The organism is Flavobacterium ginsenosidimutans, assembly GCF_003254625.1.
Taxonomy (GTDB): Bacteria; Bacteroidota; Bacteroidia; order Flavobacteriales; family Flavobacteriaceae; genus Flavobacterium; species Flavobacterium ginsenosidimutans.
This window is the reverse complement of sequence record NZ_QJRJ01000077.1, coordinates 83,016-98,686: the sequence shown is the minus strand read 5'-3', so window position 1 is coordinate 98,686 and position 15,671 is coordinate 83,016. Positions and strand designations below refer to the sequence as shown.

General features: G+C 33.4%; 15 protein-coding genes. 7 read left to right on the top strand and 8 right to left on the bottom strand.

What is annotated here, in order from left to right; genetic code table 11:
• Window positions 1-97: 97 nt before the first annotated feature.
• Window positions 98-784, top strand: coding sequence for a zinc metallopeptidase (locus DM444_RS12295; RefSeq protein ID WP_111287043.1), 687 nt, complete (start codon window positions 98-100; stop codon window positions 782-784).
• 200 nt (window positions 785-984) lie between these two features.
• Here DM444_RS12295 and DM444_RS12290 read toward each other — a convergent pair whose 3' ends face one another.
• The 3 genes from DM444_RS12290 to DM444_RS12280 form a co-directional block, all read right to left on the bottom strand.
• Window positions 985-1,455, bottom strand: a complete 471-nt coding sequence (locus DM444_RS12290; protein ID WP_035681816.1) for an Lrp/AsnC family transcriptional regulator — start codon at window positions 1,453-1,455, stop codon at window positions 985-987.
• A 235-nt stretch (window positions 1,456-1,690) separates the two neighbouring features.
• Window positions 1,691-2,440, bottom strand: coding sequence for a uroporphyrinogen-III synthase (locus tag DM444_RS12285; RefSeq protein ID WP_109190797.1), 750 nt, complete (start codon window positions 2,438-2,440; stop codon window positions 1,691-1,693).
• 14 nt (window positions 2,441-2,454) lie between these two features.
• Window positions 2,455-3,123 carry a DUF4271 domain-containing protein gene (locus tag DM444_RS12280; protein ID WP_111287041.1) on the bottom strand — a complete coding sequence of 223 codons (669 nt, stop codon included), beginning with the start codon at window positions 3,121-3,123 and terminating at the stop codon, window positions 2,455-2,457.
• A 106-nt stretch (window positions 3,124-3,229) separates the two neighbouring features.
• Between DM444_RS12280 and DM444_RS12275 the strand changes: the two genes are divergently transcribed.
• Genes DM444_RS12275 through DM444_RS12265 form a run of 3 tightly spaced genes read left to right on the top strand, consistent with a single transcriptional unit; the run spans window position 3,230 to window position 5,804 of the window.
• Complete coding sequence (locus tag DM444_RS12275) at window positions 3,230-3,955, top strand: polyprenol monophosphomannose synthase (protein ID WP_111287039.1); 726 nt, start codon at window positions 3,230-3,232, stop codon at window positions 3,953-3,955.
• A 10-nt stretch (window positions 3,956-3,965) separates the two neighbouring features.
• Complete coding sequence (locus tag DM444_RS12270; protein WP_111287037.1) at window positions 3,966-5,306, top strand: dihydroorotase; 1,341 nt, start codon at window positions 3,966-3,968, stop codon at window positions 5,304-5,306.
• Between the two features lie 9 nt (window positions 5,307-5,315).
• Window positions 5,316-5,804, top strand: a complete 489-nt coding sequence (locus DM444_RS12265) for a DUF4296 domain-containing protein (RefSeq protein ID WP_204251682.1) — start codon at window positions 5,316-5,318, stop codon at window positions 5,802-5,804.
• Here DM444_RS12265 and DM444_RS12260 read toward each other — a convergent pair.
• Window positions 5,799-6,800 (bottom strand): NAD-dependent epimerase/dehydratase family protein, encoded by a 1,002-nt coding sequence (locus DM444_RS12260; protein ID WP_111287035.1) that lies wholly within the window; start codon window positions 6,798-6,800, stop codon window positions 5,799-5,801. The genes DM444_RS12265 and DM444_RS12260 overlap by 6 nt on opposite strands.
• Before the next feature lie 209 nt (window positions 6,801-7,009).
• Here DM444_RS12260 and DM444_RS12255 point away from each other — a divergent pair, with 209 nt between their 5' ends.
• The 3 genes from DM444_RS12255 to DM444_RS12245 all read left to right on the top strand — a co-directional run bounded on the left by DM444_RS12255 (window position 7,010) and on the right by DM444_RS12245 (window position 9,652).
• Window positions 7,010-7,504, top strand: coding sequence for a hypothetical protein (locus tag DM444_RS12255; RefSeq protein ID WP_111287033.1), 495 nt, complete (start codon window positions 7,010-7,012; stop codon window positions 7,502-7,504).
• Window positions 7,505-7,667: 163 nt separating this feature from the next.
• On the top strand, window positions 7,668-8,963 hold the full coding sequence (gene tyrS, locus DM444_RS12250; RefSeq protein ID WP_111287031.1) for a tyrosine--tRNA ligase: 1,296 nt from the start codon (window positions 7,668-7,670) through the stop codon (window positions 8,961-8,963).
• 344 nt (window positions 8,964-9,307) lie between these two features.
• On the top strand, window positions 9,308-9,652 hold the full coding sequence (locus DM444_RS12245; RefSeq protein ID WP_111287029.1) for a hypothetical protein: 345 nt from the start codon (window positions 9,308-9,310) through the stop codon (window positions 9,650-9,652).
• Window positions 9,653-9,740: 88 nt separating this feature from the next.
• Here DM444_RS12245 and DM444_RS12240 read toward each other — a convergent pair whose 3' ends face one another.
• The 4 genes from DM444_RS12240 to DM444_RS12225 all read right to left on the bottom strand — a co-directional run bounded on the left by DM444_RS12240 (window position 9,741) and on the right by DM444_RS12225 (window position 15,607).
• Entirely contained in the window at window positions 9,741-10,721 is a 981-nt protein-coding gene (locus DM444_RS12240; RefSeq protein WP_111287027.1) for a LuxE/PaaK family acyltransferase, read from the bottom strand.
• Window positions 10,722-10,928: 207 nt separating this feature from the next.
• Window positions 10,929-11,267, bottom strand: a complete 339-nt coding sequence (locus tag DM444_RS12235; RefSeq protein WP_111287025.1) for a T9SS type A sorting domain-containing protein — start codon at window positions 11,265-11,267, stop codon at window positions 10,929-10,931.
• A gap of 230 nt (window positions 11,268-11,497) precedes the next feature.
• Window positions 11,498-12,625: a hypothetical protein gene (locus tag DM444_RS12230; protein WP_111287023.1), complete on the bottom strand. Its 1,128-nt coding sequence runs from the start codon at window positions 12,623-12,625 to the stop codon at window positions 11,498-11,500.
• A gap of 207 nt (window positions 12,626-12,832) precedes the next feature.
• Window positions 12,833-15,607 (bottom strand): TonB-dependent receptor, encoded by a 2,775-nt coding sequence (locus DM444_RS12225; protein ID WP_111287021.1) that lies wholly within the window; start codon window positions 15,605-15,607, stop codon window positions 12,833-12,835.
• Window positions 15,608-15,671: the final 64 nt, after the last annotated feature.

Sequence of the window (15,671 nt, the reverse complement as noted above, 5' to 3'; positions counted from 1 at the left end):
AAATGGTTTAAAAATGTCAAAATGGCATTTTGTTAAAATGGTTCATAATTTGATGTTTGTTTTGTAAATTTAAAAATCAATCTAAAAACAGAAAAAAATGGGATCAGGATATTTAATTATTGCTGGAGCTATAATGTTGTTCAGCTGGCTGGTAAGCTCTCAGCTGAAGAGTAAGTTTGAGTTATATTCGAAATTACAATTGAGAAACGGAATGAGCGGTCGTGAAATAGCTGAAAAAATGCTTTCTGATAACGGAATTACAGATGTTCGTGTTATTTCAGTGCCAGGTCAGTTAACAGATCATTATAATCCTTCAGATAAAACAGTAAATTTAAGTGAGGCAGTTTATAACCATCGCAATGCGGCAGCGGCGGCAGTTGCAGCGCACGAATGCGGTCACGCAGTTCAGCATGCAATTGGTTATGAATGGCTTACGATGCGTTCTAAATTAGTCCCGATTGTAAGTGTAGCTTCAAATTTTGTACAATGGATTTTGATTGCAGGAATTCTTATGATTAAAGTTTTTCCTGGATTGTTGTTAGTAGGAATCATCATTTTTGCGGCAACAACTTTGTTCTCGATTATTACACTTCCAGTCGAATATGATGCAAGTAACCGTGCTTTGGCTTGGTTAGAAAACAAACATATGCTAACGCAAGAAGAACAAGCAGGAGCAAAAGATGCTCTAAAATGGGCAGCAAGAACTTATGTAGTAGCTGCTATTGGTTCGATTGCAACGTTGTTATACTATATCTCGATATATTCTGGAAGCAGAAGGAATTAATTCGTGAATTGAGATAATTAGTCAATTAGATAATTTATAGCAAACCCGACAGGTTTTTAAAACCTGTCGGGTTTTGTGTTTTATCAAGTTTGTCTGGCTGAGCGAAGTCGAAGCCCTAATAGGTAATTAAGCCCTTCGACTTCGCTCAAGGTGACAGCTAGAGTAGAATTATCTAATTGTAAAATTGACACATTTTCTAATTAAAGTTGAATCTGCCTATCAATCTGCTGATCAAGAGAAATAAAAGTTTCGGTTCTTGAAACTCCTTCAATAGCTTGGATTTTTGTGTTAAGAAGCTGCATCAAATGTTCGTTGTCACGACAGATAATTTTAATTAAAACCGACCAGTTTCCCGTAGTATAATGACATTCTAAAACTTCTGGGATTTTCTTCAAATCTTTTACAGCTTCTGAATTTCTTGAAGCTTTGTCTAAATAAACTCCAACAAAAGCCATTGTATTATAACCTAAAACTTTTGGATTAACAGTAAATTTAGACCCGGAAATAACTCCCGATTGTTCGAGTTTTTTTAATCTCTGGTGAATTGCGGCTCCAGAAATGCCAATTTTATTAGCGATTTGCAAAATCGGTTTTCGGGCATCATCCATTAAGTAACGAAGGATTTCCTTGTCGATTCCGTCAATTTCAATTAAAAGGGAGTTGATTTTCATAACTTACAATTTGAAACTTTTTTTAGTGATTTGGGTTTAGAATAGAAACCAAATGTAGTTAAAATGCTGTACAAAAGAAAATCCCAAAAATTAAATTCCAAATTTGAGTATTTTGAATATAGCCCGTGGTTTCAACACTGGAAGCCAACGATGATGAAGATTAATAAAAACAAAAAATCCAAATTCCAGTGGTTAAGTTGGAATTTGGATTCTAAATATTTTTTCTTGGTCAGGTTTATTTTCCTTTGTTTGCCTCGGCAACGTATTTTTCTAGAGCCATTGTCATAGAAGGAGTTTCAGGAGTTGGAGCAAGAATGTCAATTCTTAAACCATGATCTAAAGCCTCTTTTTGAGTTGTGCTTCCGAATACGGCAATTCTGGTGTCATTTTGTTTAAAATCTGGGAAATTCTTAAACAAAGATTTGATTCCAGTTGGACTGAAAAATGCAAGAACGTCGTAATAAACGTCTGCTAAATCAGATAAATCACTCATTACAGTTCTGTAGAAAATAGCTTGTGCCCAATCTACTTTTAGACTGTTTAATGTTACAGGAGCATCTGCATTTAATTGGTCAGATGCTGGAAGTAAGAACTTTTCGTCTTTGTACTTCTTAATTAGCGGAGATAAATCTGCAAAATCTTTTGCTCCAACGTAAATTTTACGTTTTCTGTACACAACATACTTTTGAAGGTAAAACGCAACAGCCTCAGATTGACAGAAATACTTCAATCCTTCTGGAACTTTGTAACGCATTTCATCAGCAACTCTAAAAAAATGATCTACAGCATTTCTACTTGTTAAAATGATCGCAGTGTAATGATTAAGATCGATTTTTTGTAATCGAATCTCTTTTGCGCTAACCCCTTCCACATGAATAAATGGTCTGAAATCAATTTTTATTTTGTGTTTTTGTTGGAGCTCAAAGTAAGGAGAATTCTCCACTTTAGGTTCAGGCTGTGACACCAAAATTGTTTTCACTTTCATATTATAAACATTTTCTAAGCACTCCCTTTTGTTATCCAATAATAAAGAAAATAATAAGGGGCTATTTCAAGAGCGCAAAGATATAAAATAAAATAAAATAACTTGCCGATTATTGCGTTTTGATACGTTTTAATTGAAATAAAGTAGGAGTATACACTAATACACAGCGAAATACCTATGATTACAAGGGGTACGATTTGCGGAATATTGTTGTAATAAAACAGAACTGCGTTGATTGGAAGGATCAAAACGCCAATATATGTTCTGTAAGTAACTTTTTGCAAGTTAAAAAGCTCTACAAATTCGTCGATGTTGAAAGAAGTTGCTACAATTTTTTCGATTAAATACTTTCCTAAAATAAAATAAAGAAGAAAAGTGGCGATTTGAATAAACAAAATCCAGTCGGTTTTTGAGGCGTAACCAAAAATATTCATCGTAAGCAAAATGAAAAATGCAAACGATACAACTTGTACAAAAAATAAACCAACCGTAAAGCTGCTTTTCATGTGGTTGTTATCGCGATAAATTTTGGCGTATTTGTCAGAAAAAATAAGTTTACTAAATTCACTGAATCGTGTTTCGTAAGCCGATTTTGTCATCGCAACAACAGCAAAGGTGAGCACAAATAAAAGTGTTGCCCAGTCTTTGTTTTCAAGAATTCGAGGATGTAATTGTTCAATCATAGCGTTACAAAATTAGTAATTTTTTGATGCAATACTTTTATTATATATTTATTATGAATCAAATGCTATAAAAAGTTTACTTTTGCGGTGAAATTACCGTAAAAAAATGAATGATAGTATTGTCATAATTCCCACATATAACGAAATTGAAAACGTAGAAAGTATAGTAAGGGCTGTACTTTCGCAGCACAAACCTTTTCATCTGCTGATTATTGATGATAATTCTCCCGATCACACTGCTAAAAAAGTAATTGCATTGCAGGAAGAATTTCTAGGGAAACTTTTTTTAGAACAAAGAGCAAAAAAATCTGGCTTGGGAACGGCGTATGTTCATGGCTTCAAATGGGCTTTGGAGCGTGACTATCAATTTATTTTTGAGATGGATGCCGACTTTTCACATAATCCAAATGATTTAGAAAAATTGTATGATGCTTGTCATTTTGGCGGAGCAGATCTTGCAATTGGATCTCGTTATGTAACTGGGGTAAATGTAGTAAACTGGCCTTTAAGCCGAGTTTTGATGTCTTATTTTGCATCTGTTTATGTGAAATTTATCACCGGAATGAAAATTCACGACGCAACTGCCGGTTTTGTTTGCTATAAACGAGAAGTTTTAGAAAAAATCAATTTGAATAAAATAAAATTTGTTGGGTATGCGTTTCAAATCGAGATGAAGTACAGAACTTACTGTGCTAAATTTCAAATTACCGAAGTCCCAATTATTTTTACAGATAGAACAAAAGGAGTTTCTAAAATGAGCAATGCTATTATTAAAGAAGCTATACTTGGAGTGATTTCCCTTAAATTAAGAAAACTAGTCAATTCATTATAAACCAACCGAAATGAACAGGATTTTAATAAAAAATGCCAAAATTGTAAACGAAGGGACAATTTTTGAAGGTGATGTTTTAATTGAAAACGATTTGATTGTTGAAATTGCAGACAGCATTTCATTAAAAACTTCAGATTGTATCGTAATCGATGCTGAAGGAAATTATTTAATGCCTGGCGCGATAGACGATCAAGTGCATTTTAGAGAACCTGGATTAACGCATAAAGGAGATATCGAATCGGAATCTCGTGCAGCTGTTGCAGGAGGGATTACTTCTTTTATCGAACAGCCTAATACAGTTCCAAATGCGGTTACTCAGGAAATCTTAGAAGATAAATATCAAATTGCATCTCAAAAATCATTTGCGAATTATTCGTTTATGATGGGAGCAACAAACGATAATTTGGAAGAAGTTTTAAAAACAAATCCAAAAAATGTTGCGGGAATTAAAATTTTCTTAGGTTCATCAACTGGAAATATGCTGGTTGATAATGAAGCGGTTTTAGAAAAAATATTCTCAAGCACGCCAATGTTAATTGCGGTTCACTGCGAAGATGAAACTACGATTAAAAATAATCTTGCCGCTTTTAAAGAGCAATACGGAGACGATGTTCCTGTAACAGCTCACAATTTAATTAGAAGTGCTGAGGCTTGTTATATTTCTTCTTCAAAAGCAGTGGCTTTAGCAAAACGTACTGGAGCGAGATTGCATATCTTCCATCTTTCAACTGCGAAAGAAATGGAATTGTTCACGAACAAAATTCCTTTAGAAGATAAAAAAATCACTGCTGAGGTTTGTGTACATCATCTTTGGTTTACAGATGAAGATTATAAAACAAAAGGAAATTTCATAAAATGGAATCCGGCTGTTAAAACTGCTGAAGATCGTGCAGAACTTTGGAAAGCATTAAATGACGGAAGAATTGATGTAATTGCAACAGATCACGCTCCTCATACAAAAGAAGAAAAACAGCAATCTTATTTGAATGCGCCTTCTGGAGGTCCGTTGGTACAGCATGCAGTTGTAGCAATGTTCGAAGCACATCATCAAGGGAAAATTAGTGTGGAAAAAATCGTGGAGAAAATGTGCCACAATCCAGCTAAGATTTTCAAAATCGAAAAAAGAGGTTTTATTAGAGAAGGCTATCACGCCGATTTAGTAATCGTAAATCCAAGTTTGCCTTGGAGCGTGAAACCAGAAAATATTTTATACAAATGCGGATGGTCTCCTTTTGAAGGATTTACTTTTAAATCTAGAATTACGCATACTTTTGTAAACGGAGAATTGGTATACAATAACTTTAAAGTAAAAGATACCAGAGCAGGAAAAAGATTATTGTTTGACAGATAAAAAACAGCTATGAAGAATTTTATAGTAATAATATTGGTTTTGTTTCTTTCTATAAGCTGTAAAAAAGAGCTGGTAAAACAGCCTGCAAAGCTTATTGAGAAAGAAAAAATGGTTGATATTATGTACGATTTGTCTATTCTAGAAGCAATGAGATATCAAAAACCATTGTCTTTAGATTCTATAGACAGTGATGCAACTAAGTTTATTTTAAAGAAATATAAAGTGGATAGTCTTCAGTTTGCGCAGAACAATATGTATTATGCTTCAGATTATGAAAACTATGCAGCTATGTTTGCTCAAGTGAACAAAAGAATAGCCGTAAATCAAAGAGCGGCTGATTCTCTGGCTAAAATTGACGAGAAAAAAGCAGCTAAGAAGAATAAAAATAAGCCAAAAGAATCAAAAGAAGCTTCAAAAGATTCAGTTAAAAAAACAATTCCGAAGATTAATATCGATTCTATAAAAATGGCACAAAGAAAGCACAGAAGAAACTTATAGTTTAGAGCTTTCTAAAATATATTTATGAATATCAGTAAAAACCGTTCCTAGAGCGGTTTTTATTTTTTCATTACTATATAAATTCTTCGAATAAGAAGCTTTTGCCGTTGCTTTGGTAATGCTTCTTTTTCTGAAAAATAAAGTCGAAAATATTCCATCTGTAATCCACAACGCATTCATTAAAAAAGGCTTGGCATGAAAACGAGGTCTTTTTACTTTTAAAGTGTCGGCAACTGTATTCAAAAGATCCTTAAAAACGATATTATCTGAGATAAGCGTAAAGCGTTCGTTTTTAACTTCGCTTTTCATCAATTCAAAACTAGTTTTTACGACATCGTCAACGGTAATAAATCCTGTACTTCCTAATGTGTAAAATGGTAATCCGTTAGAAACTTTTCTGTAGATTTCGCTACTGCCTTCGTCAAAAATATGCATCATTTGTGGAGGACCTAAAATGACTCCAGGATTTACAACAATAACATTTAAGCCTTCTTGTTGTCCGCGCCACACTTCCATTTCGGCTCCATATTTAGAAATAGCATAATCACTGTGTGGCTTTTCTGGATTCCAGTCTGTTTCTTCTGTAATATGGGTTTCGTGCGGAGCGATATCTCCTAAAGCGGCAATCGAACTGATATAGCAGAATTTTTCTACCTCTTTGGCAATTGCAAAATTGACCATATTGGCAGTTCCTTCGATATTGGTTTTTCTAAGGATTTCTTCGTCTCTTGGTTCAAATGATATAAAAGCAGCGCAGTGATAAACTTGTTTGATATCAATAAAGGCAGTTTCGAGTGAAGGTACGTCGAGAATATCGGCTTCAAGCCAATTGATTTTTTCAAACAAATCAGTTTTTTTATAAAAATCAAAAACCGCCTTTGTTTTCTCAATCTTATTTTTGCTTCTGTAAATTGCCCGAACATTTTCTCCATTTTCAATTAAATGAAGTAATAAATGTGCGCCGACTAAACCAGTTCCTCCAGTTACTAATATCATGTTGTAAAGATAAGTTTTTGTTGTAAAGGTGCAAAGTTGCAGAGGGACAAAGTTGTGAAGGATTTTGAATTCAGATACACAAGTTCATTTTATAGATTTAGAAAATATAGTTTTTAACGATTCTAAAAAGTAAGAATATTATTATTTTTTTATAAAACAAAGACCTCTATCAATATCTTTGCAATTATTAAGTTGCGGAATTGTAAATTATGGAAAAGCAAAATACTTATATACGTGAATTAGATAAAATGCTCGAAAATGCTATAAAGCGAATGAAGATTGAAAACCCAAATTTTGTAATCTATACTGCAAGTATTTGGACAGACCGTTTGGCTAAAGTTAGTGCTATAAGTTTTGATAGTAAAAGTAATTCGTTGCAAAATATAGATAAGTCAAATATATATAACGAAAGGTATTACGAAAAATATACATCTGAAGGCGATCTTAAGATGGCAGAAATGTTTAAACCAAACGAAAGCGATAGATTTTGTAATCCAGCAGATTTTGAGTTAGAATCTTTTGAGGAATTTAATCATGATTCTGTACCTTCTCGATGGTATCCAACTCTTGTCAAATTTGGAAATTTGGCTTTTGAAAAGATTGTTTCGGAATTGAATGTCGATCAAGATAATTTTGAATTGGGAATTAATAGTAATAAAGATTGGTATGATAAGACATGGAATATTGGGAATTTAAAAGTGTAAATTAGGTTGTAAAATTAATCAAATAGTTTTTTTGAATTTTGCCACAAAGAGTTAAGGCGTAAATGTTATATAAATAAAAAGCTTTCTGTCTTAGTGTCTTCGTGGCAGACTTTTTTGTCATTACCATTGACATTGATTACATTTGCGCAAATTATTTAAAAAAATGAAGAATCTAGTTGAAGAATTAAAATGGCGCGGGTTATACCATGATAGTATGCCTGGAACGGAAGAACAATTGCTTAAAGAAGCTACCACTGCCTATATCGGTTTTGATCCAACAGCAGATTCACTGCATATCGGAAGTATGGTTCAGATTATTTTATTGGTTCACTTAAAGAATTTTGGCCACAGACCGATCGCTTTAGTTGGTGGAGCAACGGGAATGATTGGAGATCCTTCTGGTAAATCTGATGAAAGAAACTTGCTTGACGAAGAAGCTTTAGCTAAAAACGTAGCTGGAATCAAAAGTGTCTTGTCTCGTTTCTTAGATTTTAATTCAACCGAAGCAAATGCACCTGTAATGGTGAATAACTACGATTGGATGAAAGAATTCTCTTTTATCGATTTTGCACGTGAAGTTGGAAAAAGAATTACCGTAAACTATATGATGGCTAAAGATTCTGTGAAAAAGAGATTTAGCGGAGAAGGTGAGGGAATGTCTTTTACAGAGTTTACATATCAATTAATTCAAGGTTACGATTTCTATCATTTATATAAAAACAACAACTGTATTCTGCAAATGGGTGGTTCTGACCAATGGGGTAATATTACCACAGGTACAGAATTAGTGCGCAGAATGGGAGGAGAGAATGCCAAAGCGTATGCTTTAACAACTCCTTTGATTACAAAAGCAGACGGATCTAAATTTGGAAAATCTGAGGGAGGAAATGTTTGGTTGGATGCAGATAAAACTTCTGTGTACAAATTCTACCAATTTTGGGTAAACACAACAGATGTAGATGCTGAAAAATACATTAAAATCTTTACTTTCTTAGATAAAGAAACAATCGATGCATTAATCGAAGAGCATAAAACAGCTCCGCATTTAAGAGTTTTACAAAAGAAATTGGCAGAAGAAATTACTGTTTTTGTTCACAACAGAGAAGAATTGGAAAAAGCAATTCAAGCTTCGAATATTTTATTTGGAAATTCAACTGCTGAAGATTTGAAGAAATTGGACGAAGCGACTTTTTTAGAAGTTTTTGACGGAGTTCCTCAAGCAGAAATCGCAAAAGCTGATTTAGAAAGCGGATTGGATATTATCACTGTTTTAAACGAGAAAACTGGTTTCTTTAAATCAAACGGAGAAGCGAGACGTGCGTTAACTGCAAACTCAATTTCTGTAAATAGAGAAAAAATAAAAGAAGATTTCGTTTTAACTGCAAATGATTTAATTAATAATCAATTCGTTTTATTACAAAGCGGAAAGAAAAATTATTTTGTGATTAGAGTGGTTTAAAAGGGTTTAACTGTTTAATCGAATCAGGATCTTTTAAATTGAATATATAAATCCCAGCTTTCTAAGAATGCTGGGATTTTTTATTGAAAAAATCATTCCGTAGGAATGTCTCATCGGTAGAATTAAAATTTAGTTTGCGGTTATATGTTTCTTAGGAACGCTTGATTAATTCGGTTGAGGTTTTTGTTTCATAAAAACAGGTGTCTTTATTGTACACTGCATAAATACAATACCTTTTTTGCTCTGACGAGATATTCCTATGGAATATTGAATCTATTTGATTTCTTTTTGAAAATGTAATCCTTTTTTTATTAAGTTTATTCCCTAAAACTAACAAAAATAATATGATTGGAATTTTACTTATTTACTGGATTTGGAAAGGGTATACCAATTTGGCCCTTGAATATGACAAGAACAAATGGGGTTATTTCGCTATCGGAATAGTAGCTTATTATGGAGGTACTCTTGTTGCAGGTTTTGCCACCGGACTTTTGGCTGTTTTGATTGGAGGTGTCGATAGTGTAGACGATAATAGCTTTACTAATCCAGGTTGGAATATACTTTTTGTGCTTTGCGGTGCTTTAGCTTGTTATGGAGTTTATAAACTACTAGAAAGTAAAGGAGAAAAAGAAAAAGCGCTTCAAAAAATAGAAGGAATTGAAAGTATAGGTGTAACAGAGGAAAATTGATTTTTCTTTTTGTTTAATCGGTTAATTGTTTAGCTGTTTAATCGATTTTTTGCGATTAAACGATTACACAAATCAACGATTAACCAATTTAAAGAACCATCAAGTTACAGCCACGAATATCAGAATTATCAAAACGTCCCAATACCTCGAAAGAGTTGTTGGGATATTTTTTGCCTAAATCCTGCGTAGCGATAAAAGAACACGAATTGATATTTGCTAAATCGATCACATTAATTCCGCCCGTTTTTCCATCTTTAACGTAAGTTAAAGCATCTTCTGGATCGCGAACCAAGATATGCATCCAAGAAGGACATTCAAAAACACCTTCGCCTAAAGAATAAGCTTGCGCTAAAAGCTCTGTCATTCCGTATTCTGAATGAATGGATGAAACACCAAAACCTTTGCATAAAATTTCGTGTAATTCTTCGCGAATCATTTCTTTGCGTTTTCCTTTCATTCCTCCAGTTTCCATAATAATGGTATTTTGAAGGTTGAATTGATGTTTCTCGATCAAATCTAATAAAGCGTAAGTAACGCCAATTAAGATTACATTTTGACCTGCTTCATCTAATTCAAGGAGTTTTTTGATTAGGTCGTCGTGATTATGCAAATAAAACCCACTTTCAGGCTGATTAGAGAGTTTTATTAAATCTTCTACCATATAAATTAACGAAGAGCCTTCGCGTTCTAAATAGGAGGGTAAAAGGGCTAAAACAACATAATCTTCAATATTGCCATAAAACTGAGAAAAACCTTTGCGGTAACTTTCCTCATATAGGGAAACATCGGTCACTAAATGTCGGCTGGTAATCATTCCAGTTGTACCGCTGCTCGTAAAAGTTACTTGAGCAGGTTCTGTATTAGAAACTACTTCGTGACTTTTGAAAAACTGAATGGGTAAAAAAGGAATTTGCTGTAGCGATTTTACTTGTTGCGGATTAACGTTTAAAAAATCACAGAAATCGCGATAAACCTTGTTGTTCTCGTGCTGAAAACGAAACACTTTTAGTGCTATTTTTTCAAATTGTTTCTGACTCGAAATGGTAAATATATCTTGGGCTGTGATCAAAACTTTTTTTTGCAAAGATACTTTTTTTTAGTTTTCAGTCTCAGTTTTCAGTCACAGTATTCGATAAGTTTATAAACTGAAAACTCAGGCTGTGACTGTAAACTAAAAAAGTGTTCAGTCAAAGTTTTCCGTCTCAGTGTTTGACAAAGTATATAAACTGAAAACTGCGACTGCGACTGAAAACTAAAAAAAGCTCCAAAGGAGCTTTTATCTTATAATGAGTTTTCGGGTTGCCGATGCATTTAGTTCGCTTATTTTGATGATGTAAACACCTGGAGGTAATTCTGAGACACTTAATTCTCTTGAGGCTAAATGTGCCTGCAATACTTTTTTACCTAAAATATCAAACACAATAATTTCCTTCTCTAAATCGTTTTTAGATGATATATAGACTTTTCCATTAGTCACTGGGTTAGGATACAAGCTAAGTCCCTCTATAGAAGTAGATTCTTGAGTTTTTGGTAATTGCTTGCTGTCTTGCGCTGATACGCTTACAGTGAAGAAAAATGCCAATAAGAAAGTAATATAAAAGTAGTTTTTTGCCATCGCGTGTATTTGATTATTGTAAATATACAAAAAAAATTACAAAAAGCACGCCAAAAAAAAACATCCTAAATATTTAGGATGTTTTTAACATTATGTGTTCGAAGTTATTAGATAGTTGTTCTTTAAACATCTATAATCAGAGTATATTATTTCTTTCCTAAAATAGATTAAAATGAAAAAGCTGTCTGAAATATTTCAGACAGCTTTTCTATTTGGTATTAGAACTTTAATTATTTAGTCCAGTTAGCCCAAGTTGGTAAATCAGCACCAGCACCAGCACCAGTTGCACCAGTAGTTGTTCCTGATAATTTAGGACCTGTAAAATCAGTTATAGAAGCTCCGAAAGTATAGTTTGTGATAGTAAAGTTACCAGCAGCGATATTTGCAGTTGCACCAGCATCTGTAGATAATTTAGCTAAAGCAGCAGGCATTCCGTCAGCAACATATAAGTTTGTGTAAGCTTGTTTTCCACCACCTTCTTTGTAGTTGATTGCTTTTTCGTCAGCTAAGAAAGCAACATCACCTTTAACGATAGAGATGTTGTTGATTTTAGCATTTGTCATTGGAGTAGCTCCACTTGGATCTTTTGCGTTAGTAGATCCTTCAACACCTGCTTTAGTAACACCTTTAATGTAAACGTTTGTAGCAGTACCTTGCCATCCGTCAGCGAAATCTAGAGAATCATCATAAGAGTTTACGATTACTAAGTTAGTAGCGTTTACTGCTCCTCCGAAGAACTCAATTCCGTCATCACCACTTTCGAAAGTGTAGATATCAGATACGATTGTTCCAGAACCTACTCCGAAGAAAGAAACTCCATTGTATTCTTTTTCAGAAGTATATTTAGAACCTGTGTAAGAAATTTTCAAGAAGTTGATGTTTCCAGAAGAATCTGCATTATCATTACCTCCATAGCTTAATGAACCTACTTCAGAAGTACCATTGTCTCCAGTGTTAACTTTAGCGTTACCAGCGATGATTAATCCACCCCAGTCACTTTGAGCTGGACTTGCTTTTCCAGATGTCATAACAACTGGTTTAGCAGCAGTACCATTGATATTGATTTTAGCATTTCTCTCTACAGCGATATATAAAGAAGTTGATTCTGCAGTAGCAGAACTTTTGATTACAGTTCCAGCAGGAATAACTAAAGTAGCTCCACCTTTAACAATAAGACCTCCTGTTAGAGTATAAGTTTGAGTAGGATCTAAAGTTACTGTACCGTCTTTAATTTCTCCTTTTAAATCGTCAACTTTTAAAACAAAAGAACTATTGTTCGTGTTGTTATTATCATCAGAACTACAGCTTGTTAAAGCAAGTCCTAATATTGCAGCCATTGCAAATAAACTTTTTTTCATTTTTGTTGTGTTTTATTGTTTTATTTATTCAAGGCAAAGTAAACGAACATATGTTTTTGCTGAGTTAAGACGATATTAACAATGCATTAAGTATACGAGCGTAAAAATGTTTTGTCTTAATATAAAATTTACATTAGACTTGCGTCAAATAAAAAAGGTGATTAGCAAACTGCTAATCACCTTTTTATGCTTGTAAAAAAATCTTTTTTAGAATGTATAGTTTAAAGTAAGTCTAAGATCTGAACCTGCTTTGTATGAAGTTACAGTAATATCACCTACAGACTCTTTTCCTGGTACTTCTCCTTGTTCTTGAACACGTTTAAAAGTTGGATTTAAAATGTTGTTGTAAATAAGACCAATTTTTAAGTTTTTAGTCAAGCTAGAGTTTACAATAAAGTCTAGTTTGTTTACTGCTTTATCTACCATGTTTCCAACTCTTGAAGTTCCAATTACAGCTAATTTATCTGAAAAATAAGAGTAAGATACTGTTGCTGAAATATCTTTGTTTTCTGAAAACTCGTTTAAGAATGATAAGTTCGCATTGGCAAGGAAATTAGAAGCTCCAGTTAATTTACTTGATGTAAAAGTAAAGTTAGCTCCAAAATCATTTTCATTGTTTACTTTTTCGTTGCTTAAATCTTGTTTTGTATATAAATATGATCCGTTGGCGTCAAAAGAAAGTTTTGTTTTTAGATTGTCACTTTTTTCAATTTCAAAAAGATCTTTTCTATATTCTACTTCAACTCCTGCTACTGTTCCTTTGTCTCCTGTATTTGCATAAGAAATATCATTTGATGAAGAGTTCAAGAACATTTCGTTGATTGGGTTTTGAATAATTTTTCCAAACGCAGTTACAGAAATTAATTCACTCGCTTTCGGGAAAAATTCCCATCCTAAATCAAAGTTGTAATTTGTTGATGCATATAAGTTCGGATTTCCTTCGTATGCCTGTGCAACATCTTCGTAAATAATTGGCACTTTTTCTTTAAACTGAGGAAGTGTGTAAGTTTTACTTGCAGAGAATTTTAAATTTTGTTTGTCATTCAACGTATACTTTGAAATTAAACTCGGTAAAATGTTAAACTTCGAATCATTAGAATTTCCTCCACCTGGAACTGTTGTTGTTACAAAGAAAACATTCTGAGTCAACTGTTCTAGTCTAGCACCTAATATTACACTCAATCTTTCAGTTAAAGAATATTGTACATTAAGGAATCCAGCATTAATATCTAAATTTCCAGTATACATTTGGTGAATTCTATTTGAGTAAGATGAACCCCAATGTGCAGGATCTAAGTAATTGTCTACATTGTGTATGTCTTCTTTAGGGAAAGAAATTGTAGTTCTGTCTGGGAAGAATGAATATTGCTGCATATCATAATCCACATCTTTGAATTTTCCTGAATAACCAACAGTTAATTTTCCTCTATAAGTGTCATCACTGCCTTTTTTGAAGTTATAAGAAAGAGCAACATTTGCTGCGATTTCATTTTCTTTTAAGTCTTGAAAAAATCTGTGATTATTGATGTTTGAATTAGTGAAAAATGTATAGTCAATAGCATTTGGAGCATATACAAAAGAGTTTTGCATACGATCTGGAACAGCACTATTAGACATACTGTATCCTACTCCCCAATTCAAATTCCACTGATCGTTGAATTTGTTTTTTCCTGTTAATTGGTTTACAATTAATTGAGTTCTTTCGAAAGTTCCACGTTTGATAAAACCGCTAATTTGTTGTTGAGCGTCTCCACCACCGTCAAAATTCTGATTTGTTCCTTCGTACTCGCTATAATCTTGATCACTTGAATTTAAGAATAAAGAAGTAAAGAAGATCGAGTTTTTGTTATTGATTTTATAATCAGCTGTACCCATAACAGTTGTAGTAGTGCTATGTTTGTAAGCCGTTCTGATAAAGTCAGAAAAAATATCTCCGTCAGAAGTAATTCCTCCTCTGCTGTAACCTTGAGTATATTTGTTTTTTGCGCTAAACGAACCTGTAACAAAAGTACCAATCGAACTTTCGTCGTTTATAGTAAATCTCTTTCCTCCAGATAATGTGTAGAAAGCATTTAATACATTCTTATTATCTTGTCTATCCCAGCTTGTTGCATAGCTATATGGCAACAATGGAGAATCAGGAACTCCAACTTTTTTAAATCCTGTATAACTTGGTCCGTCTTGAAGATAGAAATGATCTTGTCCTAAAACATTTGTATTTGCGCCAGTACCAATTGAAAAAGTAACAAAAGGTTTTCCGCTGAATTTTTTTGCACTAATATCGATATTAGCTCCTCCAAAATCTGCATAGTTTTGAGATTCAAAAGTTTTACTAATTCCGATGTTGTCTACAATGTTTGTAGAGAAAATTTCTAAAAGAATATTTTTGTTTGCTGGATTGTTTGATGGTAACGGAAGACCATTTAAAGTAGTTACATTGTAACGGTCGCCTAATCCTCTTACGAAGACATTTCCAGAATCATCTTGCTTAGAAACACCGCTTACTTTAGCAACAGCGTTTGCAACGTCGTTAACTCCTTTTCTTGCAATTTCTTCAGCACCAATAGCAGCTTTAAATTGAACTGCATTTTTTTGATCCAATAATAATGCTGATTCTTTTTGTTTGTTTACTGCCGCCGATTTTACAACGACATCTTTCAGTGTATAACTTCCAGAAGAAAGAGCTTGATTAACCACTACAGTTTCGTTTGCTTTTACGACAACTGGAGCTTCTACAGATTCATATCCTAGGAAACTAAAGATCAAAGTATAATTTCCAGGATTTACGCTTAACGAATATTTTCCGTCAACGTCGGTATTTACGCTAATATTTGTACCTTTAACTAATACATTAGCAAATGGCAGAGCGTCGTTGTTCATTTCCTTATCAGTCAGAACTCCAGAAATCGTACCTTTGTTTTGCGCGATCGAAATCGTACAGATAAATAATGCAATAAAGAGAAATCTTAAATTAAATTTCATTTTTTTTCAGTGTTGTGTTTGTGTCTTAATATTTTGGTGCAAAGAAAGAACCGCTCTGTGAAGT

What these genes read in the sequence shown, in the direction of transcription:
- DM444_RS12255 (WP_111287033.1), top strand. Translation starts at nt 7,010, where the DNA reads ATGGAAAAGCAAAATACTTATATACGTGAATTAGATAAAATGCTCGAA.
- DM444_RS12270 (WP_111287037.1), top strand. Translation starts at nt 3,966, where the DNA reads ATGAACAGGATTTTAATAAAAAATGCCAAAATTGTAAACGAAGGGACA.
- DM444_RS12275 (WP_111287039.1), top strand. Translation starts at nt 3,230, where the DNA reads ATGAATGATAGTATTGTCATAATTCCCACATATAACGAAATTGAAAAC.
- DM444_RS12280 (WP_111287041.1), bottom strand. Translation starts at nt 3,123, where the DNA reads ATGATTGAACAATTACATCCTCGAATTCTTGAAAACAAAGACTGGGCA.
- DM444_RS12265 (WP_204251682.1), top strand. Translation starts at nt 5,316, where the DNA reads ATGAAGAATTTTATAGTAATAATATTGGTTTTGTTTCTTTCTATAAGC.
- tyrS (WP_111287031.1), top strand. Translation starts at nt 7,668, where the DNA reads ATGAAGAATCTAGTTGAAGAATTAAAATGGCGCGGGTTATACCATGAT.
- DM444_RS12230 (WP_111287023.1), bottom strand. Translation starts at nt 12,625, where the DNA reads ATGAAAAAAAGTTTATTTGCAATGGCTGCAATATTAGGACTTGCTTTA.
- DM444_RS12245 (WP_111287029.1), top strand. Translation starts at nt 9,308, where the DNA reads ATGATTGGAATTTTACTTATTTACTGGATTTGGAAAGGGTATACCAAT.
- DM444_RS12290 (WP_035681816.1), bottom strand. Translation starts at nt 1,455, where the DNA reads ATGAAAATCAACTCCCTTTTAATTGAAATTGACGGAATCGACAAGGAA.
- DM444_RS12225 (WP_111287021.1), bottom strand. Translation starts at nt 15,607, where the DNA reads ATGAAATTTAATTTAAGATTTCTCTTTATTGCATTATTTATCTGTACG.
- DM444_RS12295 (WP_111287043.1), top strand. Translation starts at nt 98, where the DNA reads ATGGGATCAGGATATTTAATTATTGCTGGAGCTATAATGTTGTTCAGC.
- DM444_RS12285 (WP_109190797.1), bottom strand. Translation starts at nt 2,440, where the DNA reads ATGAAAGTGAAAACAATTTTGGTGTCACAGCCTGAACCTAAAGTGGAG.
- DM444_RS12260 (WP_111287035.1), bottom strand. Translation starts at nt 6,800, where the DNA reads ATGATATTAGTAACTGGAGGAACTGGTTTAGTCGGCGCACATTTATTA.
- DM444_RS12235 (WP_111287025.1), bottom strand. Translation starts at nt 11,267, where the DNA reads ATGGCAAAAAACTACTTTTATATTACTTTCTTATTGGCATTTTTCTTC.